The organism is Arthrobacter sp. 147(2020) (assembly GCF_013116715.1).
In the GTDB taxonomy this organism is placed as follows: domain Bacteria; phylum Actinomycetota; class Actinomycetes; order Actinomycetales; family Micrococcaceae; genus Arthrobacter_D.
Window position 1 is genome coordinate 60,810 of record NZ_JABFOM010000008.1, and the last position, 21,880, is coordinate 82,689.

General features: G+C 66.0%; 19 protein-coding genes. 15 read left to right on the plus strand and 4 right to left on the minus strand.

The window, feature by feature from the left end:
• Positions 1–10 precede the first annotated feature (10 nt).
• From HMI58_RS08020 to HMI58_RS08030, 3 genes are all read left to right on the plus strand, one after another.
• Positions 11–580 (plus strand): sigma-70 family RNA polymerase sigma factor, encoded by a 570-nt coding sequence (locus HMI58_RS08020; RefSeq protein ID WP_225667962.1) that lies wholly within the window; start codon positions 11–13, stop codon positions 578–580.
• Positions 567–1,355: an anti-sigma factor gene (locus HMI58_RS08025; protein ID WP_171585851.1), complete on the plus strand. Its 789-nt coding sequence runs from the start codon at positions 567–569 to the stop codon at positions 1,353–1,355. The genes HMI58_RS08020 and HMI58_RS08025 overlap by 14 nt, the downstream gene beginning before the upstream one ends.
• A 74-nt stretch (positions 1,356–1,429) precedes the next feature.
• Positions 1,430–2,209 (plus strand): enoyl-CoA hydratase/isomerase family protein, encoded by a 780-nt coding sequence (locus tag HMI58_RS08030; RefSeq protein WP_171585853.1) that lies wholly within the window; start codon positions 1,430–1,432, stop codon positions 2,207–2,209.
• Here the strand turns inward: HMI58_RS08030 and HMI58_RS08035 are convergent.
• Together HMI58_RS08035 and HMI58_RS08040 are read right to left on the minus strand one after the other, a co-directional pair.
• Positions 2,199–4,736, minus strand: coding sequence for an EAL domain-containing protein (locus tag HMI58_RS08035; RefSeq protein WP_171618831.1), 2,538 nt, complete (start codon positions 4,734–4,736; stop codon positions 2,199–2,201). The genes HMI58_RS08030 and HMI58_RS08035 overlap by 11 nt on opposite strands.
• Before the next feature lie 355 nt (positions 4,737–5,091).
• Positions 5,092–5,535 (minus strand): Lrp/AsnC family transcriptional regulator, encoded by a 444-nt coding sequence (locus tag HMI58_RS08040; RefSeq protein WP_171618833.1) that lies wholly within the window; start codon positions 5,533–5,535, stop codon positions 5,092–5,094.
• Positions 5,536–5,828: 293 nt separating this feature from the next.
• On the opposite strand from HMI58_RS08040, the gene pdhA reads away from it, so the two are divergent.
• The 8 genes from pdhA (at position 5,829) to HMI58_RS08080 (ending at position 13,572) form a co-directional block, all read left to right on the plus strand.
• Positions 5,829–6,914, plus strand: coding sequence for a pyruvate dehydrogenase (acetyl-transferring) E1 component subunit alpha (pdhA, locus tag HMI58_RS08045; protein ID WP_225667971.1), 1,086 nt, complete (start codon positions 5,829–5,831; stop codon positions 6,912–6,914).
• Entirely contained in the window at positions 6,911–8,026 is a 1,116-nt protein-coding gene (locus HMI58_RS08050; RefSeq protein ID WP_225667961.1) for a transketolase C-terminal domain-containing protein, read from the plus strand. The genes pdhA and HMI58_RS08050 overlap by 4 nt, the downstream gene beginning before the upstream one ends.
• Positions 8,023–9,519: a dihydrolipoamide acetyltransferase family protein gene (locus tag HMI58_RS08055; RefSeq protein WP_318779160.1), complete on the plus strand. Its 1,497-nt coding sequence runs from the start codon at positions 8,023–8,025 to the stop codon at positions 9,517–9,519. Before HMI58_RS08050 ends, HMI58_RS08055 begins: the two co-directional genes overlap by 4 nt.
• A complete protein-coding gene (locus HMI58_RS08060; protein ID WP_225667960.1) occupies positions 9,506–10,369 on the plus strand; it encodes an endonuclease/exonuclease/phosphatase family protein in 864 nt (287 codons plus the stop codon). Before HMI58_RS08055 ends, HMI58_RS08060 begins: the two co-directional genes overlap by 14 nt.
• 46 nt (positions 10,370–10,415) lie before the next feature.
• Positions 10,416–11,279, plus strand: a complete 864-nt coding sequence (locus tag HMI58_RS08065; protein WP_171618837.1) for an MBL fold metallo-hydrolase — start codon at positions 10,416–10,418, stop codon at positions 11,277–11,279.
• 147 nt (positions 11,280–11,426) lie between these two features.
• On the plus strand, positions 11,427–11,873 hold the full coding sequence (locus HMI58_RS08070) for a cupredoxin domain-containing protein (RefSeq protein ID WP_171618839.1): 447 nt from the start codon (positions 11,427–11,429) through the stop codon (positions 11,871–11,873).
• Complete coding sequence (locus HMI58_RS08075; protein ID WP_171585861.1) at positions 11,870–12,301, plus strand: hypothetical protein; 432 nt, start codon at positions 11,870–11,872, stop codon at positions 12,299–12,301. Before HMI58_RS08070 ends, HMI58_RS08075 begins: the two co-directional genes overlap by 4 nt.
• Before the next feature lie 41 nt (positions 12,302–12,342).
• On the plus strand, positions 12,343–13,572 hold the full coding sequence (locus HMI58_RS08080; protein ID WP_171618841.1) for an MFS transporter: 1,230 nt from the start codon (positions 12,343–12,345) through the stop codon (positions 13,570–13,572).
• 27 nt (positions 13,573–13,599) lie between these two features.
• Here the strand turns inward: HMI58_RS08080 and HMI58_RS08085 are convergent, their stop codons facing one another.
• Positions 13,600–14,511, minus strand: coding sequence for a phosphatase PAP2 family protein (locus HMI58_RS08085; protein ID WP_171618843.1), 912 nt, complete (start codon positions 14,509–14,511; stop codon positions 13,600–13,602).
• Between the two features lie 93 nt (positions 14,512–14,604).
• On the opposite strand from HMI58_RS08085, the gene HMI58_RS08090 reads away from it, so the two are divergent.
• The 4 genes from HMI58_RS08090 to menD all read left to right on the plus strand — a co-directional run bounded on the left by HMI58_RS08090 (position 14,605) and on the right by menD (position 20,399).
• Positions 14,605–15,327: a hypothetical protein gene (locus tag HMI58_RS08090; protein WP_171585864.1), complete on the plus strand. Its 723-nt coding sequence runs from the start codon at positions 14,605–14,607 to the stop codon at positions 15,325–15,327.
• A gap of 50 nt (positions 15,328–15,377) precedes the next feature.
• Positions 15,378–16,376 carry an o-succinylbenzoate synthase gene (locus HMI58_RS08095; protein WP_171618845.1) on the plus strand — a complete coding sequence of 333 codons (999 nt, stop codon included), beginning with the start codon at positions 15,378–15,380 and terminating at the stop codon, positions 16,374–16,376.
• A 109-nt stretch (positions 16,377–16,485) separates the two neighbouring features.
• Complete coding sequence (locus tag HMI58_RS08100; protein ID WP_171618847.1) at positions 16,486–18,651, plus strand: PhoX family phosphatase; 2,166 nt, start codon at positions 16,486–16,488, stop codon at positions 18,649–18,651.
• Between the two features lie 77 nt (positions 18,652–18,728).
• Positions 18,729–20,399 carry a 2-succinyl-5-enolpyruvyl-6-hydroxy-3-cyclohexene-1-carboxylic-acid synthase gene (menD, locus tag HMI58_RS08105; RefSeq protein ID WP_318779159.1) on the plus strand — a complete coding sequence of 557 codons (1,671 nt, stop codon included), beginning with the start codon at positions 18,729–18,731 and terminating at the stop codon, positions 20,397–20,399.
• Positions 20,400–20,442: 43 nt separating this feature from the next.
• On the opposite strand, the gene HMI58_RS08110 is transcribed toward menD, so the two are convergent.
• Complete coding sequence (locus HMI58_RS08110; RefSeq protein ID WP_225667959.1) at positions 20,443–21,855, minus strand: D-alanyl-D-alanine carboxypeptidase family protein; 1,413 nt, start codon at positions 21,853–21,855, stop codon at positions 20,443–20,445.
• Between the last annotated feature and the right edge of the window lie 25 nt (positions 21,856–21,880).

The window sequence follows — 21,880 nt, forward strand, 5'->3', positions numbered from 1 at the left end:
GGAGAGTAGTTTGACACCTCCAGGCCATGACTGGACACGGCAGCGCGACGCCGAATTCTCGGCCGGCGACGAACACGCTCTGGCGCTCGCCTATCAATGCTTCGCCCCGCTGATCTTCACCGTGGCCCTCCGTTCACTGGGAGACCGGGCGGCGGCCTCCGATGTCACCCAGGAAGTGTTTGTCAGAGCGTGGCGGTTTCGCTCCGGCTACAACCCCGATACGGGAAGCCTGCCCGCGTGGTTGCTCGGCATCAGCCGCAACGTCGTCTCCGACGCACAGGGAGCCCGGCAGAAAAGCGAGAAAATCGTGCAACGGGCCCACACCGTGGGAGATCATCGGGAGCGCGAACACGGTGCGGACGAGATCGAGAGCGTGGCCAACCGGGTAGTGCTGGATTCCGAGCTGAAGTTATTGGGTGAGCCCCAACAATCAATCCTTCGGCTCGCCTTCTACGAAGACTTAACACATCAACAAATATCTTCACGGCTGGATCTGCCCCTCGGAACCGTCAAAAGCCACATTCGCCGAAGCCTCACCCAACTACGCAGCCGATTGGAGACCTGGAATGCAGCACCTTGACCCGGGAACCATCAGCATGGCTGCCCTCGACGAACCCCTTGACGCAGATTCGCAGGGTCACCTGGATCACTGTGACACTTGCGCCGGCGAGGTACGGGAACTGAACAGCGTGGTCCTCGCGGCCCGTGGGGATTTCGCCGGCGCCCCGCTGGAATCCCCGGACCCGCAGGTGTGGGCGGGAATCCATCAGGAACTGGGCTTGCAGTCCGCCCTGCTCCCGGACCCGCTCAGCAGAACCCCGCAGGCCGCCGCGCCAGTACCGGGTCACCAGCCCGCCGAGACCGCGGAGTCGGCTGCGACGGTGGTGGCATTTGAGCCACGGCACGGACGGCGGACTTTCACCTCCCGCTTCCTCGTCGCCGCGGTGACGGCCGGAGTCCTCACCGGTGCTGCCGCGGTCTGGGCAGCGCAACAGTTCGGCGCGGATTCCGCACCTGCCGTGGTGGCACAGAGTGAACTGGATCCGCTGGAAGGCTTCACCGCGCAGGGCAGTGCCACCGTCTACGCCGACGACGACGGTGCCCGCACCCTTGAGATCACTGTGACCGACAACCAGGTTGCCGGCTACCAGGAGGTATGGCTGATCGCGCCGGACCTGCAGGAGATGTACAGCCTCGGGGTGGTCGGGGCAGGCACCAGTTCCTTCACCATCCCGGACAGCGTTGACCTGGCCGCGTTCCCCATCGTGGACGTCTCGGACGAACCGCTGGACGGCGATCCGGTGCACTCAGGGGTCAGCGTGCTCCGCGGGACGCTGTCCGCCTCGGACAGCTAAACCCAGGGCCCCGGCGGGGTTCGGGTGGGCGGTCACCGCTAGGCTGGAATCCACCCGAGAGGAAGGCGCTGACCATGATTGACCTGACCTATGAGAACAATGTCGCCGAGATTGTGCTCAATGCCCCGGCAAAACTGAACTCGCTGGACGAAGCGGGAATTGCCGAACTGTCGCGGGCCTACGACGAGGCGGCGGCTGCGGCTGTCGCCGGTTCTGTCCGGGCGCTGGTCCTGCGTGGGGAGGGCCGCGCGTTCTGCGCTGGTCGTGACATCTCGGGGGTGGAACCTGCCACCGACGACGCCGTCGCCTACCTGGACGGGCTCGTCACACCCCTGCTGCGGAAAATGGCCGAGTTCCCGGCGCCCACGTTCGCTGCGGCCCACGGGGCATGCCTCGGCGTCGGGCTTGGACTGCTGGTCGCCACGGATGTGGTCTATGTGGCCGACACCGCGAAGCTGGGCTCTCCCTTCGCCAACCTCGGAGCTACCCTCGATTCCGGCGGGCACTGGCTCTTCACCGAGCGGCTTGGCGCCCACCGTACCCTTGACCTGATCTACACAGCCGAGCTGATGACCGGAGCCGACGCCGTCGCGGCTGGCCTGTTCAGCCGGGTGATGCCGGCGGAGGAGCTCCTGCCGCGGACCCGGGAGACGGCTCAGAGGGTGGCCTCGGGCGCCACCGGGGCGTTCCGCGCGTCGAAGGCCCTGGTGGCGGGCATCCGCGACCGTCGCCTCGGCCTGTGGGATTCGATCAGCGAGGAGAATACCGCCCAGGGCATCCTGTGCAGCAGCGAGGATTATGCCGAGGGCTTCACGGCCTTCCAGGAAAAGCGCAAACCGGTTTTTAGAGGCTGACGGCGGTGGCCAGCGGCTCCCCGCTGTCCAACGGCGGGGAGCTGGCACTGGCGGACCCGTGTTCGCTCGGGCGGCCCAGCAGGTACCCCTGCCCGTAATCGCAGCCGAGCCCATGGAGCGACTGCGCCTGGCTGCTGGTCTCGATCCCTTCGGCTACCACCCGCAGCTTCAGGGCGTGGGCCAGTCCGATCACGGCGTTGACGACGGCGAAGCTCTCCCGCCGTCGCGCATTGTCATCGAGGCCCGCGGTGAACGAACCATCGATCTTGATCGTGTCCACCGGGAACTGGGCCAGGTATGACAGTGACGAGTAGCCGGTGCCGAAGTCGTCAATGGCCAGATGAACCCCCATGGACCGCAGCAGAGCCAGCGTAGTCCTCGCCCGGTCAAGGTTGACCATCAGAACGCTCTCGGTGATTTCGAGGCCCAGCACCGACCCCGGCAACTCGTGGTCGGCGAGGGCTCGCCCCACGCTGGCAGCAAAGTCGGGGCTCCGCAGTTCGAACGCTGACACGTTAACCCACATCACGGGGGCTGCGATGCCGGCCGCGCGACGCCTGACCACCTCGCGCAGCGCCTCCTGCATCACCCAGGCACCCAGGTCGATAATCAGCCCGGTGTCCTCGGCCAGATCGATGAATTCACCAGGCATCAGCAGGCCGCGCGTGGGGTGTTGCCACCGGACCAGGGCTTCGAGCCCGACCACCTGCCTGTCGGCGAGGCTCATCTCGGGCTGGTAGTGCAGTCGCAGCTGACCATCCCGGATGCCCCGCAGCAGGTCGCTTTCCAGCTGGGCGCGGGTCCTGACCTGGACGCCGATTGCCTTGTCGTAGATTGATGAGCGGTTTCTGCCCTGCTCCTTCGCCGCATACATGGCGTCGTCCGCGTCCCGCAGCAGTGCGGACGAGGAGGTGTGCTCGGGATCTGACAATGCGATGCCGATGGAGGCGGTGACAAACACTTCAATATCGCCAACGAGAATCGGTGCATCAAGCGCTGCCAGGATCCTCGAGGCAGCGGCGGAGGCCTGCTCGCCCGTTGCCTCCTGGCAAAGAATCACGAACTCGTCCCCGCTGAGGCGCGCGACGGTATCCGAGGGGCGCACGGCTGACTGCAGACGGCGGGCCACCTCGGTGAGCACGCTGTCGCCAGCCTGGTGTCCGTGGGTGTCGTTGATTGCCTTGAAACGGTCGAGGTCGCAGAACAGCACAGCCACTGAAGGTCCTCCTCCGCCCACTGCGCTCAGCGTCTGGTTGAGGCGGTCCACCAGCAGCGCGCGGTTGGGTAACCCGGTAAGGGTGTCGTGCAGCACCTGGTGCTGCAGCATCGCTTCGAAGGCCTTGCGGTCGGTGATGTCCTCGATGTGGTCGATCAGCATGGCCGGGCCACCGCTGGCATCCTGCACGGCCGAGGACGAGTGCAGGATCCCCACCACCGCACCGTCGGCGTGGAGGAACCGGGTTTCGTGCCGGCGTCGCCCGGTGACTCCCCGCAGGAGGGACTGACGCTGACGCTCCGCGGGTTCCCGGTCGTCGGGGTGGGTCAGATCCTGAACCGACATGCTCAACAGTGTTTGCTCGTCCCGGCCCAACAGCTCGGTCAGCGCACGGTTGACCTGGATGAACTCCCCGGTAGGCAGGGTGACCGCCATCCCGATGGGGGCGTCGTCGAACGCGCTGCGGAAGCGCTGGTTCGACTGTTCCAGCTCCAGCTCCGTTTCCTTAAGGTCGCTGATGTCACTGCAGGCGAGGACCAGTGCACTGTCGGGGTCATTCCCCGAAGCGTCGAGGTCCGCGACGCTGACCTCGAACCAGCGCCAGCGACCATCCCCGTGGCGGAGCCTGAGTTCGGCGATCGCGCTGCGGCCCAGCCGCAGCCCTGCGGGTGCGGTCAGGAAGCCATGGGCGTCCTTCCGGTCCTGGGGGTGGACCAGGGTCAGGAAGTCCTCCCCGACGTGGGTGTGACCGGCCGCGCCCAGGAGTTGTTCGGAGGACGGGCTGAGGGAAGCGATCCGCTGCCCGTCATCGAGGATGATGAGGAGATCGGAGGTGTTTGCCAGCATCGTCTGCACCGCGAGTTCGCGATGCTTGCGGTGGGTAATGTCGCGTTGGATAGCTACCCAGTGCGTGAACCAGCCGCGGGCGTTTGCCACCGGGGTGATGTTGATCTGAACCCAGAATTCCTGCCCGTCCTTGTGGATGTTCAGGAGTTCCACCTCAACCGGTTCCCAGGCCTTCAACGCGGCGCGGAGCCGGTCCAGTTCGGCACGGTCGGTCTTCGGGGACTGCAGGATCCGGGGAGTCTTGCCGACAATCTCATGGGCCTCGTACCCGGTCATCCGGGTGAAGGCGGGGTTGACGTAGAGTACCTCCGGTCCGCCGGAGAGCAGGTCAACCGGTTCCGCCCTGGTTACCAGCACCACGTCGTTGGCATTGACGACAATGGATTCGAAGAGTGCCGCCGCCTTTGCATCTGGGATGACTGCGACTTTGCGTTCGTCTGAGCCCGGCGCACCGTGATCAATCATGGGGGTCCCTTCGATGCCAGGCCGATCGCGGCGCTGAGATCTGATTCCTGCGGCCGGTGAGAGATATTAAACCATAGGCGGCAGGCGCTGGACGCCCCGGCGACCCCAGTCGTCGCGGGGCGTCTTAAGGATTCAAATGTTTATAACTTTTGGAGAACATTCGCGGTGAAAGCCTACTTTCAAAGTATTTTGCCTAGGCAATGACTTTTACTTGTGGTGTGGCCAAGGGGCGGTTCCGCAGCGTCTCATGGGGGAGGGTGACATTCAGAACGGGATGTCACCACCAGTCAGGATCGCTCCTTGGCCACGCCAGATCCTTTGTGGTCCCACATAGCAGTCGCAAAAGTCCCGCAGGTCACCGAGTGTCAATGTCCTCGAAAACCAGGAAAGTCTGTGTATCCATCACCCCGGGCATGGACTGGAGCTGATCAAAAATGACGCGTCGGAGGTCCACATTGTCCTCGGCTCGTACCAGCAGGATGACGTCGAAGTCTCCGCCGACCAGGGCGATGTGGTGGATCTCGGGGATCAGCCGTAGTTGCTCGCGCAACTCCCGCCACGCATGCTGCTGCACCTTGAGAGTGACGTAGGCGGAGGACCGAAGACCGGCTTTGATGGGGTCAATGAGAGCCGTGAATTTGGTCAGGACCCCGGATTCGGTGAGGCGGGCGATGCGGGAGTAGGCATGGGCCCGTGAAATGTGGACATTCTCGGCAACGGCGGTCACTGACAACCGGCCATCCCTGGTGAGCTCCGCAAGGATGCGCCGATCTACTTCGTCCAAGGGTTGGTCCACCATTTGTCTACACCTTCCTGCGTAATGCAGCTCACACTAGCAATTCGTCCACAACAGTATGGCGTTCGCAGATGAAAGTCCAGAACTTTAGCCATTGGTAGATACGAATAGTTACCCCAGACCATAATTGGACTACACAGTATCCAGCGCACAGCATCCCCTGGGTGCCCCGGATCAGCAGAGCAACCGCCCTACCGGGCGGGATGACGGAGGCGGACATGACCATCTCGACCGGCACCAACAGGGCACCCGGCACCGCAAGGACATCGGACCAGCAGGAATCCGCCGAAGCAGCCATGCTCCCCTCGGCGACGCCCGTCCAACTCGTGGACCCCAACGGAGTTCACACTCCCAACGAGTCCTACCCGCTGCCGGACGGCGAGAGCCTCCTCGCCGCGTATCACAAGCTAGTGGTCGGTCGACGAATCAACGATCAGGCAAACGCCCTGGTCCGGCAGGGCCGGATGGCCGTCTATCCCTCCTCCCATGGACAGGAAGCCTGCCAGGTAGCTGCCGCCGTCGTCCTCGATCACCAGGACTGGCTGTTCCCTACCTACCGCGACACCGTCGCTGTGATCACCCGTGGAGTCGACCCGATGGAGGTGCTCACCCTCCTGCGCGGCGACTGGCATTCCGGCTATGACCCCCTGGAACACAAGGTAGCCACCCAGGCCACTCCGCTGGCCACGCAACTGCTCCATGCTGTGGGGGTGGCCCACGCGGCGAAACTCAGGGGCGAAGACACAGTGGTACTGGCCCTCTGCGGCGACGGAGCCACCAGCGAGGGGGACTTCCACGAGGCACTGAATTTCGCTGCAGTCTTCCACGTCCCGGTGGTCTTCCTCATCCAGAACAACGAGTACGCCATATCGGTGCCGCTGAAGTCGCAGACCGTTGCGCCGTCCCTCGCGCACAAGGCGATCGGGTACGGCATGCCGGGTGAGCGGGTGGACGGGAACGATCTCGCCGCCCTCCTCTCAGTGCTCGGGAAGGCAGTGACCCGGGCCCGCGCCGGTGGCGGACCGAGCCTGGTCGAAGCTCACACGTACCGGATGCAGGCCCACACCAACGCCGACGACCCGTCGCGCTACCGCTCCCAGGACGATGTGGAGAAGTGGATCCCCAAAGACCCGCTCAGCCGCATGCGCACCTATCTGCGGGACCTGGCAGTGCTTGACGACGACGGTGAGACCCGCATTGCTGCGGCGGCAGAGGAGATGGCCGCGACGCTCCGGGACGGGCTGAATACCGACCCGGTGGTCAACCCCGAGGACCTGTTCAACTATGTGTTCACCGAAAAGACCAGCCAGCTGCGCGAACAGGCGGACCTCCTGCGCGGGGAACTCAGCCGCGAACAGTCCTCCGAGGAAGTGACACCATGACCGATACAACCGAACGGGTGATCGACCCGGGGACGGAGCTGCCGGACGGGCCGCCGGCCGGAGTGCTGAACGGGCCGGAGCGGGCTGCCGAGGCTCGCACCGTTGGGCCGGTCACCTTCGCCAAGGCCCTCAACGCAGCACTCGCCGACGCGATGGAAGCCGACAGCTCAGTTGTCATGTTCGGCGAGGACGTCGGAGCGCTGGGTGGCGTGTTCAGGATTACCGATGGTCTCACTGCCCGGTTTGGCACCGGCCGCTGTTTCGATACGCCGCTCGCTGAGGCGGGGATCATGGGAATGGCCGTCGGGATGGCGATGAACGGAATTCGGCCGGTCGTCGAGATGCAGTTCGACGCTTTCGCCTACCCGGCTTTTGAGCAGGTGGTCAGTCATGTCGCCAAGATGCCGAACCGCACCAAGGGCAAGGTCAAACTGCCGATTGTCATCCGCATCCCCTACGCCGGGGGCATCGGCGGTGTCGAGCACCACTGTGACTCCTCCGAGTCCTACTACGCCCACACCCCGGGCCTTACCGTCCTCGCCCCGGCAACGGTCAGGGACGCCTATACGATGTTGCGCGAAGCAATCAGCTACCCGGATCCGGTGGTTTTCCTGGAGCCGAAGAAGCTCTACTGGTCCAAGGAAGTGCTGGACCTGGCGGAACTGAAGGAGACCTTCGAAGCCAGCACCGCGGCGCCGAGCATCGGCCGGGCCGTGGTGGCCCGCGCCGGCACTGATGCGACCCTGGTCGCGTACGGGCCATCGGTGCCCACCGCGATGGCCGCCGCTGCCGCAGCGGCTGAGGAGGGTCGTTCGCTCGAGGTCATCGACGTACGGTCAATCGTCCCGTTCGACGACGAAACGGTCTGCGCGAGCGTACGTAAGACGGGGCGGGCTGTGGTGATCGCCGAAGCGCCCGGGTTCGCGTCCGTCGCGGCCGAGATCGTGGCCCGCATCCAGGAGCGCTGCTTCCATTCGCTGGCAGCCCCCGTGCGCCGGGTCACCGGGTTCGACGTGCCGTATCCGTCTCCGAAGCTGGAACACTTCTTCCTGCCCAGCGTTGACCGTATCCTTGACACCGTCGATGAACTGCAGTGGGAGGATCAGGCGTGAGCGCTACTACCGCCAGTGCAGCCGCGCCGGGCACGCAGCTGAAGGTCTTCAACCTCCCCGACCTCGGTGAGGGCCTGACCGAGGCGGAACTGGTGAACTGGCTGGTCGCCGAGGGCGACGTCGTCGTCGTGGACCAGGCCATCGCCGAGGTGGAAACCGCCAAGTCAGTCGTCGAGGTGCCCTCTCCGTTCGCGGGAGTGGTCGAGAAGCTCCACGGCCGCGCTGGCGAAACCATCGACGTCGGGAAACCGCTCATCTCCGTCCGCCCCGCGGGTCAGTCCGGTGTCACGGTGCCGACGGCGGCCGAAGAGACCTACCGGGAAGAAGAGCGTGCCGGGATCACCCCGCCCCAGAACCGCGAACCCGTGGCTGCACCGGCACCCGACGAGGGTTCGGGAAATGTTCTGATCGGCTACGGCACCCCCGGAGGGCTCGCCTCCGGGAGACGGCGACGTCCCAAGTACCAGAGTGCGGCACGCCCCGCAGGTTCGGAGCCCACGGCCGTCGCAGCCAGCGCCGCAGCTGACGAGGCACCCGCTCGCCAGGCGCCCCTTTTCATTTCCCCGCTGGTGCGGAAACTCGCGCGGGACGCGGGGCTGCGGGCGTCCGACCTCACCGGCTCGGGCCCTGACGGCATGGTGCTGCGCCGGGACGTGGAGCAACACCTCAGCCGATCCGCGGCTCAGCCGACGTCCGATGACGGAGCCAGCACGGCTCTTCCCATACCCGCCGACACCGCACCTGCCGGCCCTGCTGCCGAAGCCGTTACGGACCGTAAATCCGGTCTGGGAATCAGCACCCGCACGCCCGTGAAGGGAGTGCGCAAGACGGTTGCCGACAACATGGCGCGCAGCCGCCGCGAGATTCCCGAGGCGACGGTGTGGGTGGACGTCGACGCCACGGCACTGATGGACCTGCGCGCCTCCCTGAAACGCACCAACCCTGACAGCACTCCAGGCCTGCTCGCCTTCGTGGCGCGGTTCGTGACGGCAGGGCTGGCGAAATACCCGGAGCTGAACACCCGAATTGTCACCGACGAGACAGGAGGCCAGGAGATCCTCGGGTTTGACGGGGTGAATCTCGGGATCGCAGCCCAAACGCCCCGCGGACTGATGGTGCCCTGTGTGCAGCGCGCCGACACCCTCAGCGCCCGCGGGCTTGACGCCGAAATCCGGCGGCTCACCGCCGTCGTCCGGGAAGGAAAGGCAACCCCCGCCGAACTGACCTCCGGCACCTTCACCCTGAACAATTACGGCGTGTTTGGTGTGGATGGCAGTGCCGCGATCATCAACCATCCGGAGGCCGCGATCCTTGGCATCGGGCGGATCATCGACCGCCCGTGGGTAGTCCGCGGCGAGCTGGCCGTCCGGAAGATCACCGAACTCACCCTGACCTTCGACCACCGGGTGTGCGACGGCGGGGTGGCGGGTGGCTTCCTGAGGTACGTAGCGGACGCGATTGAGAATCCAGGCACAGTGCTTGCGGATCTCTGAAGCGCGCGGCCGGGCGGCGACCACGCCGCTGATCGGTCCGGTGGCTGCCCCTGACTACCACGTGATGACCTTCAACATCCGCCGGTCGATGCCGCATCTGCTCCCCGGGCACCGTGACTCCTGGGCAGTCCGCGCGCCGCTGGTGACCCGCCTGCTCCATGACGAGCGGCCCACCCTGCTCGGTGTGCAGGAAGCGCTCCCCGTCCAGTTGGATGCAGTGCAGTCAGGGCTCGGGTCCACCTACACGGGAATTGGTCGCGGGAGGAACGCCGACGGGCAGGGCGAGCAGTGCCCACTGTTCTATGACCGGAGCAGGCTTTCCCTGCTCGACTGGGAGCAGCTGGCGCTCTCCAACACTCCGACCGTTCCCGGTTCCACCTCGTGGGGCAACCGGATTCCCCGGATCGCTGTCCGTGCCGTGTTCAGCGACCTCCGCTCCGGACAGGAGTTCACAGTCATCAACACGCACCTCGACCACCTGTCGAAGCGTTCCCGCCTTTATTCCGCCGACACCCTGCGCCATCTGGTGCAGGACACGAAACTGCCGGGGATCGTGATGGGTGATTTCAACGTCGATGCCCCCTCCGGAGCCTATGACGTGCTCACCGAGGGAGGTCGGCTGGTTGACACCTGGCGAGCGGCGAACCGCCAGCTCACCGAGCAGTGGGGCACCTTCCCCCACTATGGGAAACAGCAACGGGGTACCAAACGCATCGACTGGATCCTTGCAACCGAAGACTTCAGCGTGCAGCGAGCGGGAATCAACGTCACCCGGTACGGTGGTGCGTGGCCGTCCGATCACGCCCCGGTGCAGGCAGTCCTGACACCCGGTGGCCGCCCCGGCTCGTAAATGCCCGCACGACGCGGTGCGCAGCGACAGTAGTTGAAAGGAATCCATGTCCGACACGCATGAAGTTGACCCTGACTCCCGATGGCGGAGCGTGGGCCCCCAGACGTGGATCCTCCGCGATGCCGGCTACGGCATCAACCCGGGGTTGGTGATCGGTACGGAACGTGCCCTGGTCATCGATACCGGCGCGGGACCCGGCCAGGCAGCCCGCATCCTCGACGCTGTCCGCGAGCTGACGGATCTCCCGGTAACCGCGGTGAACACCCACTCGCACTTCGACCACGCGTTCGGCAACGCCTATCTCGCGGCCCACGGCGTCGAGGAGATCTGGGCAACCGTGCGGTGCGCCGAGGACCTCGCCCAGACGGGCGAGCAACAGCGGGGGCTAGCCGCCGAGCTTGAACCTGACATGGCCGACGACACCGGCCCGCACACAGCGATTCATCCGGCTAACCGGCTGGTGGAAGGCAGCCCTGTGGACCTGGACCTGGGTGGAATCTCCGTCACCTTGTTCCACCTGGGTCGCGGCCATACTGACAACGATCTCCTGGTGGGAGCGGGCAATGTGCTGTTCACCGGTGACCTGGTCGAAGAGGGGGCAGACCCGGGATTCGAAGACTCCTACCCGGCGGACTGGATCCGCACGCTAGGGAAAATCGCGGCGCTGGAGGACCTCTACGATGTGTTTGTTCCGGGCCACGGCGACCCGGTAGGGGTTGAGTTCGTCACGGCCCAGCTGTACAAGATGAGAACCGCCGTCCGGGTCACCAAGGTAGCGATGGACGAAGCGTCCGTGGACATGACGAAGGCCATCCCCATCCTTCCCTACGGTCCCGAACAGTCCCGGGCCCTGCTGATCCGGCTGCGCACCCTCGCGCACTGGAAGTGGCACCAGAGCGCCACCCCCTGATCCGGGCTGGCCCTGGTCCAGTCAAAGGCAGGAGGAGGACAATCCGCTGGCCTATCTGTGACGAAGTTCATATGACACTATGATTTCAACGCCTGCCGCCCACCGGATCCATCCGGGGGTCGGCAGGAATCGTCCGGAGGGTACATCATGAAAATCAACCATCCCGTCGCAGGCATCCTGTTGGCCGTCGCCCTAGTCGGCGTCGCCGGGTGTGGGGCGTCCGACACCACGGGCACTCCAGCCGCCGAGCCCGAGACGGCCACCAGCGCTCCGGCGACTTCCAGTCCAGCCACCGCGCCAGCCGAGACCACCGAGTCAGCTGAAACCCCGGCCGAGGCGGCTGAAGAAGTGGTCATCACCATTACTGACTTTGAATACGAAGTTTCAGGGCCGGTGGCTCCAGGCGCCGAAGTGACAGTCATCAACAATGATTCTGTTGGCCACACTGTCACCTCGGATGAGGAAGGCCTGTTCGATTCAGTCTTCGGCCCCAACGAGACTGTCACCTTCACAGCACCCGAGGACGCGGGAGAGTACTCCTTCCACTGCACGCCACACCCAGGCATGATCAGCACACTGGTCGTCGAAGGGTGAGCAACCGCGTACTCGCGCGCAACCGCCCGGTCCTGGTCGGTCTCCGTGTGGCCATCGCCATCGGACTGGCAATCGATGCCTTCGTCCATGTGCAGCTCGCCGCCAATTATCAGATCGCGTACCCAGGGGGCATGGGCGGCGGCACACTGTTCCGGCTGCAGGCAGCAGCGGCGGTGCTGGCTGCCTTCTACGTCCTGCTCAGAGGAAGCCGGTTGTCCTACCTCATTGCCGCGGTAGTGGCTTTATCGGCCTTCGCAGCCGTGGTGGTGTCGACCTACGTCCAACTGCCCGCCATTGGGCCCATCCCCGCGATGTACGAGCCGATCTGGTTCTTCGAGAAGGCACTCAGCGCGGTAGCTGAGGGGGCGGCAGGAGTCCTCGCCGTCGTCGGGATGATTCTTGTGGGGCGGCGCACACACGAGGGCTGATCGATAACGGGGCGAACGGCGCCGGTGACTACAGTAGAACCGTGCCGGCCGAATCGTTCAACCTCAAGTCGATCGCCGTCGGCGCGTATGGCCCCTCCCTCCTCTATGGTGTGGCGACCGGTGCCATCCTGCCAGTCATCGCGCTGTCGGCGCGCAGCCTGGGCGCCGACATTGCCACCGCGGCCCTGGTGATCACGCTGACCGGCATCGGCTCGCTGGTCACCAACGTGCCTGCGACACTGATTGCCACCCGGTTCGGCGAACGACGCGCGCTGGTGGGGGCGTCACTCTGGTGCTCTGCCGCAATGGTGCTGGGGTTGCTGGCCCCCAACCTTGCCGTCTTCGCGGCAGCTATTTTCATGGTCGGCATGGCGGGCGCAGTGTTCGGCCTGGCGCGCCAGAGCTACCTCACGGAAGTAGTCCCCATCCACTTCCGGGCCCGCGCACTCTCCACCCTGGGCGGAGTGACCCGGATCGGGGTGTTCCTTGGTCCTTTTGCGGCAGCTCTGGCGATGAGCTCCGCTGGTCTCGCTGGCGCCTACTGGGTAGGCGCCGGGGCGGCCCTCCTGGCTGCGGTGCTGAGCAGCCGGGTTCCGGAACTGGCTGCGCCCGGTCGGCTGGCCATGACCGGGCCCACGGGGATTGAAGGCGTGATGGGCCAAGCACCGGCCGCGCCGACGGTCCGGTCAATCCTGCGTTCCCATCGGCGGGTGTTCGCGACTGTGGGCATCGGCGTGCTGCTGATTGCCGCGATCCGGGCCACCCGGCAGGCTGTGCTTCCGCTCTGGGCCCAGGACATCGGACTCGACGTCACCACGACTGCCCTGATTTACGGGTTGTCAGGGGCCATCGACATGCTGATCTTCTACCCCGCCGGGAAACTGATGGACGTCAAAGGACGCCGCTGGGTCGCCGTGCCCTGCATGGCGATCATGGGGATCGCCCTGATCCTGCTGCCCTTCACAGCCGACGCCGTCGGGCTGTTGCTGGTGGCCCTGCTGATCGGGTTCGGCAACGGAATCGGGTCCGGCATCGTCATGACGCTCGGAGCCGACTTCTCCCCGAACCCCGGCCGTCCACAGTTCCTGGGGATCTGGCGGCTACTCAGCGACATCGGCACCATGACCGGTCCCGGAATACTCGCGGGGGTCACGGCCATCGCCACGCTCTCGGCGGGTATCTGGGCTACCGGAGGTCTCGGTGTGCTCGCGGCTTTAGTCCTCTGGTTCTGGATTCCGCCGCACCGCCCGACGGCGATCGCAAGGAACTAGCTGTAGAACCACCCGGAAGGCGCTGACTCAGGCTTCCCGGCGTCGCGCCTGGTGGCCGAACAGGCATCCGGCAGCGGCGCTGAGCGTGAACCCGACCCCCACAATCATTGACAGCCCCGACCAGAAGAAGAGAGGGATTCGTGCTGTCCCCGGGACCGGGGCGGGACCAATCATCTGCACGTACAGGTAGAGAATCACCCCGAGAGCGAGGCCCGCGACCCCTGCCGCCCAGCAGAATGTCAGCCACAGTTTCGTCGCCGCCCAGTGCTCACCGAACCCATCCCAGACGTTCCAGGCATTGCCGAACCGCATGGTGAGCAGCCCTCCGAGGAGTGTCCACGCACCGACCACCAGGAAAGCGGCCACCACGTCCGCCGGGCGATGCCAGAGGTTCAGGAAGGTGGCTGCGCCTGCTGCCACCGCGTAGGTGCCCCCAACTGCGGCCGCCAACGGCCGCCAGCGCGGTGTGACCACGAGGAAGATGGCGGCTGCAGCCGATGCGGCGAGGGTGGTGTGCCCGGACGGCAACGAGTTGAAATCAAGGGTTGGCACGCCACGATCCGGGCGGTCCAGCAGGAAATTCTTCAGGAGCTGGGTGGTCAGATTGGCTCCAACGATGGTGCCCAGCGCGATCACTGCCGCCGGCCACCGGTGTCGGCGCAGGGTGACAAAGAGGATCACGCCAGCTGCAATCAGCACCGACAGGGCAGGCAGACTGTCCAGGAACTGCAGGAACGGTTGCTGCGAGTCGGGTGCGGCGAACCCCGCCTCCCGCCAGGCGGACTCGTCGGCGAACTGCCCGGTGCTGGTCCGCACAAACGCCCAATAGGTCCAGCCCAACGCAACGGCGCACAACAACGAACCCAGCAGAAACAGGGCTGGGTTCCGCGCGGCCCGTGGTTGCCGCGTGGAGGAGTTAGTTGATTGCCGGGAGCTCACACTGCAAGACTTCCACATGCGCGCCGCACTTCTGCAATCCAATTGTGATCTTGCGGGGATCCAGTTGTGGAACGGAGCCGGGACAATGAGTCCATGACACGGCATCGTGCGCTCCGGCCGACGTCGCTGGCGAGGTCGGCTTTGCCGGTTGCTACGGCGGCTGTGATCGCCGTGGCTCTCGTCGGGTGCGGGGCGGTGGGAGTGCCGGGTTCGACCAGTCCTGATTCACCGGTAGCCAACTCCCCGGGCTCGTCCCCGTCGCCGTCTTCTTCGCCGTCGTCAGATGTGCCCTCGGCGGGTGACGCGTGGGGTATCGCGGCCCCGGGTGAGGTTCTCGCGCAGGGCACCGTGCTCCAGCAGGGGGAGGCGCCGCCGCAGTTGTGTCTCGGCGCTGTGGCCGAGTCCTATCCGCCCCAGTGTTCCGGATCTGAGCTCCTCGGCTGGGATTGGCTCGCGGTGGAGCAGTCCGAAACCGCTTCTGGGGTGACCTGGGGGTCCTACGCGGTGCAGGGAACGTGGGACGGAACCGCTTTTACCCGCACCGGCGACCCGATCCCGCTATCGCTCTACGACCCCCTCGCCGACATTGATCCCCGGATGGATCCGGCCAACCCCGGGATCGGGGAGCAGGCGGAACTGGAGCGACTGCAGGTGGAACTGTTCGAAGCCGACGAGAGGATGCTCACGTCGTCGGTATTCAACGGCTACCTGTTTGTCACTGTGGTGTACGACGACGGAACTCTCCAGGAACGGTACGACCGTCAGTACGGCCCGGACCTGATAGCGGTGCAGTCGGCCCTGCGGCCTGTCTCGTGACGCTGCCGATCCCATCCGGCGGTTACCGGTCCGTCGCGTAACCTGAACGCGTGAGCACACTTGTCCCAGCCGCCGACCTCCGCGCCTCCGCCCGGGTGGTGTCGATCCCCATGCGGGTGAAGTTCCGCGGGGTCAGCCACCGCGAGGCCCTGCTGGTGCGGGGTCCTGCCGGCTGGGGGGAGTTCTGCCCCTTCCCCGAATACGACGACGCCGAATCGGCAGCCTGGCTCCGAGGCGCTATTGAAGCCGGTTGGGAGGGCTTCCCGGAACCGGTGCGGCAACGGGTGGCGGTCAACGCCACGGTCCCCGCCGTCCCGGCAGCGGAAGTGGAATCGGTGCTGGACCGCTTCGGCCCGGTCACCGCCGTCAAGGTCAAGGTCGCGGAGAAGGGCCAGAGCCTTGCCGACGATCTGTCCCGGGTGGCCGAGGTGCGCAGACTGCTCCCCACCGCGGGGTTGCGGGTCGACGCGAACGGCGGCTGGACCGTCCCGGCTGCGATCACCGCGCTCACAGCCCTCGCCGGGCACTCCCTCGAATACGCTGAGCAGCCGGTGATGGACATCAGCGGCTTGCGGGAGGTCAGGCTTGAACTTCGCCGTCGCGGAGCCCCGGTCTTGATTGCTGCAGACGAATCGGTCCGCAAGGAATCCGACCCGTTGCGCGTCGCCAGGGAGGATGCCGCCGATCTGCTGGTGATTAAGGCAGCGCCCCTGGGCGGAGTGCGGCGGGCGCTCGACATCGTGGCGCAGGCCGGGCTTCCCGCCGTCGTGAGCTCAGCGCTGGATACCTCGGTGGGGATCAGCGCCGGCGTAGCCCTCGCTGCGGCCCTCCCGGAGTTGCCCTATGCCTGCGGACTCGGCACCGTGACCCTGATGCACGGGGATGTCACCGCGACGTCGCTGGTGCCCGACCGCGGATGGCTGCCCGTGGGGCAGGTGGACGTGTCCGAGGAGTTGCTGGACCGGTATGCCGCCGATCCGCAGCGGACAGCCTGGTGGCTGGACCGGCTGGACCGGGTAGCCTCGCTCCTCAGCCAGAACCCCGGTTGAACCGACGTTCGAAGAAATTCATCTGCTGGCCATCTGGACGGTCCGTGGAGTTTGCCTGGCCGGGTCAGGGTAGGAGCGGCTCTCTCCCTCCGCTGCTGGAAGGCACCCCATGACTGACACGAAGAAGCGTTTCCTGCCCATGCTGGGCCACACCAACGGGAAGCGCAGCCCGGTGACCTGCGCGCTGAAGTGCGACAACGCCTGCGCCTCGGCTGTCTGCAACACCACCGACAACAGTTACTTCCGGGACATTGCCTCGTCCGAATTCTCACGCCGGAACGTCCTCGGGGTGGGAGCAGTCGGGGCGTTGGCCCTGATCGTCGGCGGCCAGGCGTCCACCCCGCTGCAGGCGCCCGGCCAACCCTTGGCCCCCGCCGTCGCCGTCCAGCGGCGCGGTCCCCGCAGCAACCTCAAGTTCACGCCGATCCGCCCCGTCGACGCACTGGTGGACGACTTCACCGTGCCCAAAGGATTCACCTGGCGGCCGATCATCCGCTGGGGCGACCCCCTGTTCCGCAGCTCCCCGGCGTTCGACGTCTTCAACCAGTCCGAAGCCGCTCAGGAGCTCCAGTTCGGGTACAACTGCGACTACACCGAGATCCTTGACCTGCCCGGCGGCAAGGGCAAGCGGGCCGTCATGTTCGTGAACCACGAGTACACCAACGAGCCGATCATGGTCCCGCCCAGCCTGCCCGCCGCCGAGGTGCGCGGGATCGGCCGCGCAGCGCACGGGCTGACGGTCGTCGAACTGGAACGCCACAATGCGTCCAAGCCCTGGAAGTACGTCCAGGGGGCACCGTTGAACCGTCGCTTCCTGCTGGATACCCCCTACGAGCTCACCGGTCCCGCCGCCGGATCCGAACTGGTCAAAACCATCGACGATCCCGCCGGCCGCACCATCCTCGGCACCTTGGGCAACTGCGCGGGCGGCACCACCCCGTGGGGGACCATCCTGTCGGGTGAGGAGAACTTCAACGGCTATTTCGTGAGCCCCGGTACCAGCGCATCGGACCGGCGCTACGGCCTCACCGCGGCGCCGACCGCCCGCGGCTGGGAGATTGACGAACCGCGGCTGGATACCCGCAACGCCGGCTACGCGAACGAGACCAACCGTTTCGGCTACATCGTTGAGGTGGACCCGTTCGACAGGACCTCGACGCCGAAGAAGCACTCAATGCTGGGCCGCTTCAAGCACGAGGGCGCGAACGTCTCGGTGGCCGCCGATGGACGGGTGGTCGCTTACTCCGGCGACGACGAGCGTTTCGACTACCTGTACAAGTTTGTGTCCAAGAACCGGATGGACACCGCCGGGACGCCAGCCGCCCGGCGGAAAAACATGACGCTGCTGTCCGAGGGGTCTCTGTATGTTGCCCGGTTCCAGGGCAACTCGACACCCGAGATTGATGGCTCGGGCGCAGTGCCCACTGACGGGGCGTTCGACGGCGTCGGCGAGTGGCTGCCGTTGATCGTCAACAACAAGTCGGCGGTGCCCGGGATGAGTGCCGCGGAGGTGGCCGTGTATACCCGGCTCGCGGCGGACAAGGTGGGTCCCACCAAGATGGACCGTGCCGAGGATGTGGAGCCGAACCCGTTGACCGGCAAGGTGTATGTGGCGTGCACCAACAACACCAACCGCGGGGTCGGAGCCAATGCCGTTGCTGACGAAGCGAATCCCCGCACCGGGAACCGCACCGGTCACGTCATCGAGATTACCGAACGCGGTGGAGACCAGACGGCAACCCGTTTCACCTGGAACCTGCTCCTGGTGTGCGGCGACCCAGCCAACGACCCCACCGTGTACTTCAGCGGTTTCCCGGCGAACAAGGTGTCGCCCATCTCGTGCCCAGATAACCTGGCATTCGACTCGGTGGGGAACCTGTGGATCTCCACCGACGGGCAACCCGGCACCATCGGGTACTGCGACGGGCTGTTCCAGGTCACGCTCGACGGTGAGGACCGCGGCAAGGTGGAACAGTTTCTCGCTGTCCCGCGGGACAGCGAAACCTGCGGGCCGATTATCAGGGACAAGGACAAGCACGTGTTCGTCGCCGTCCAGCATCCAGGGGAAAACGGCGTCTGGGGCAACCAGACCTCTCTCTTCCCGGACTATGTCGCCGCGGGCAGCGACCCCCGCCGAGGGGATGCCGCAGTACCCCGGCCGTCAGTGGTGCAGGTCCTTCCCGGCAACGACAAGCCGCGGGGCCGGGGACGTGGACAGGGTAGGCCTCGCCGGGACGACCACCGCGGCGGACGGGACGCGAAGGGCCGCTCCTAGCAACCCCTCGCCAGTAGCTCCAGGCCATCCCGATTCAGGTGGCTCTGGGGCTGATGGGGTTGTGTGAGGATGGAGGCGTGAACCAGCAGCTGAATTCCATCGACGCCGCCCGGCTGGCGGTTGCCTCGCTGACCGCCGCCGGCGTGCGCCACGTCGTCGTCGCGCCCGGATCACGGAGCGCGCCGATGGCCTACGCGCTCGCCGAGGCAGAAGCGGCTGGTGCGCTCCGGCTGCACGTGAGGATTGATGAACGGGTGGGAGGGTTCACCGCTCTCGGCCTCGCCCTGGGATCGCAGGCGCCGGTAGCGGTCCTGACGACGTCGGGCACCGCCGTGGGGGAGCTGTTGCCAGCCGTGATGGAGGCCAATCACGCCGCCGTGCCGCTGGTGGTGCTGTCTGCGGACAGGCCCAGCGAGCTCAGGGGGAGCGGCGCTAACCAGACCACCAACCAGATCGGTCTCTACGGCGTCCATGTCAGGTGCGCTCTCGACGTTCCAGCCGGTACTGATCCTTCGCCGTTTGTGGCGCGGGCCCTCGCCGAGGCTCAGGGTGCGTCGGGGCCGAGGGGTCCGGTCCAACTGAATCTCGCCTTCCGCGACCCGCTGGTCCCCGACGCCGCTGCGGCCCCTGTTGTTGCCCCCGCCCCGGCCGCCGCTTCCATTTCCGGCGGCGCACTGCCCGAACGCGCCCTCCAGCAAAGGATCCAAACGACCCCGGCACTGCCGGCCCGCACCGTGGTGGTTGCCGGACACGGTGCCGGCGAGCTGGCTGCCGTCGTCGCGCAGCACCTGCGCCTACCGCTCCTGGCCGAGCCCTCCTCAAACTCCCGCTTCGGACCGAACGCCGTCGCCCAGTACCGGCTGCTCCTTGAGCATCTGGGGGCTGACATCGAACGGGTGGTCGTCTTCGGGCGCCCCACGCTGTCCCGGCCGGTCGCGGCACTGCTGGCCCGTACCGACATCGCCCAGGTTCTTTACCTTCCCGGACCGGTGGCCTGGTTCGAAGAAGGACGGCGCCGCGAAGAGATCATCACCACCCTTGCCGACCTGCTGCAGTTCGCCGGGACGGGCGAACCCGGCTGGTTGGAACGCTGGCAGGCCGCTGGAACACACGCCGACGCCGCTGTCCGTTCACTGATTGCGGAGCGCAGCGCACTGAACGGCCTCCATGTGGCCGATGCTGTCTGGGAACACACCGACGGCAACCTGGTTCTGGGATCCTCCAACCCGATCCGGGACGCCGACTTGATTGCCTCCCCGGGCTGGCACCCGCTCGAGGTGTACGCCAACCGAGGCCTCGCCGGCATCGACGGGACCCTGTCAACCGCCACCGGAGTGGCGCTCGCCACCGGTATCCCGACCCGGCTGCTCGTGGGAGACCTGACGTTTTTGCACGACGCCGGGGGGTTGCTGCTCGGACCGGGCGAGGAGGAGGCCGACCTGCAGATCGTGGTGCTCAACGACGCGGGCGGAGGAATATTTGGGCTCCTCGAACACGGCGCGGAGGAGAACCTTGAACGTCATAGCGGGGTGGTCGAACGGCTCTTCGGAACCCCTCACACAGCCGATCTCGGCGCGCTGGCCCACGGCTATGGTGTTCGGCATACCCTCGTTGACTCGGTTGCTGCCCTGGAAGCGGCACTGGAACCAGCCATCGAGGGCCGCTCCATCATCGAGGTCCGGGCGGACCGCGCCAATCTCCGTGCGCTTCACGGATCGATCAAGGCGAGCGTTTCCCGGGTCGTCTAACCGGACGGCGTCGCCTGCCAGAGGAGAGGGCGCCGGATCAGACCTACCGGAACTGCTGGTAGTTCTGCCATCCAGTGCCGACGGTGAAGGAGCCACCCCACCCGCGGGGGGTTATCGGGTAGTGCTTGACGGCTCCCGAGCTGGTGCGGGCGGTCAGCCCGTAGGACCCCGGTCCCTGGAATCCCGAGACGGCGCGGGCGCTTTCGATATGCTGCCAGCCAGAGCCAATCGTCCTTCGGCTCTCGGAAATGAACCTGGCCTTCCCATCCGACCGGTAGAGCACGAGTTCGCCGGTGGTGCGGGTTCCGAGGACGTCCTGGTTGCCGTCACGGTCGTAGTCGGCGAGTGTGATCCGCAGGTTCTGCCAACCTGATCCGATTTGCCCTCGTGCCTGTGAAGACAGGGCCCCGCCGGTGTTGTTGGCGTAATGCCAGAGCCGCCCAGCACTGTCCTTGGCGACAACTGAGGGGTATGTGCTTCCGCGCCACCAGGTACCCACGGTGATCTCGTGGTTCGCCCACCCGGTCCCGATCCGGATCGGTGCCTGGAACCCGCCCCCGCGGAGTCCGCGGTAGAGGGTCAGCCGACCGTCCTGCCACTGGGCGAGGATGTCCTGGACTCCGTCTGCGTTCCAGTCGGTGGCGAATCCGGCCTTCAGGCCCACCCAGCCGCTACCGACCAGGGATCGTTTGGCAAGCCCCCCGGACCAGTTCGCCGGATAGTTCCACAGCTTCCCTGATGAATCGACTGTGGTGAGATCCGTGGGGCTCTTGATCGAGGGATTGGAGCCGTTGAAATAGTGCTCAAGGGTTGGAAAGCCACGGGTTTTCATCTCGGTGGCCAAGGGGCGTCCTACATACCGCAGGTGCCAGGGTTCATAGGTGTACCCGGTGGTGGACTGGTAACCGTCTGGATAGCGGATGATGAACCCGTATTTGTACGCATTGGCCGCGACCCACCGGCCGCCCGGAGTGTCGCCGAAGCAGGAACCCAACCCACACGACCCGTTGGCGTTCCCGACGTCGACGGCGAGTCCCGTCTGGTGCTCACTGTGCCCTGGTCGCGCTGAAAGGGTGTCAGCGACCGCCTGGCCATAGATCGACACGTAGTAGTTGTAGAGGGCCGCCTGCTCATCGTAGGAGCGGTATGCGCTCACCACGCTCAGGGGGGCTCCAGCGTTGCGTGCGCCGGCGAAGAGGTTCGAAAGATTCGCCGAAACGGCACTGCGCATCACATAGTTCGTGCCCGGAAAGTAGACCAGATCCGGGGCGATGTAGTTCAGCGGATTCAGGGGCCGGGACTTGGTCACAAGCACGTGATAGCTGTTGGGATCACCCACCGGAAGGGCAGCGGTCGCGGGCTGGGCCGTGAGCATCCCGCCCATTAGGGCACAGCAGAGGGCGACGACGCTGATCAATCGGGCGCGAAGCCGTGCGGGCCGGGTGGGTGAGGGCATGAGGATTCCCGCTGTAGGTGGGTCA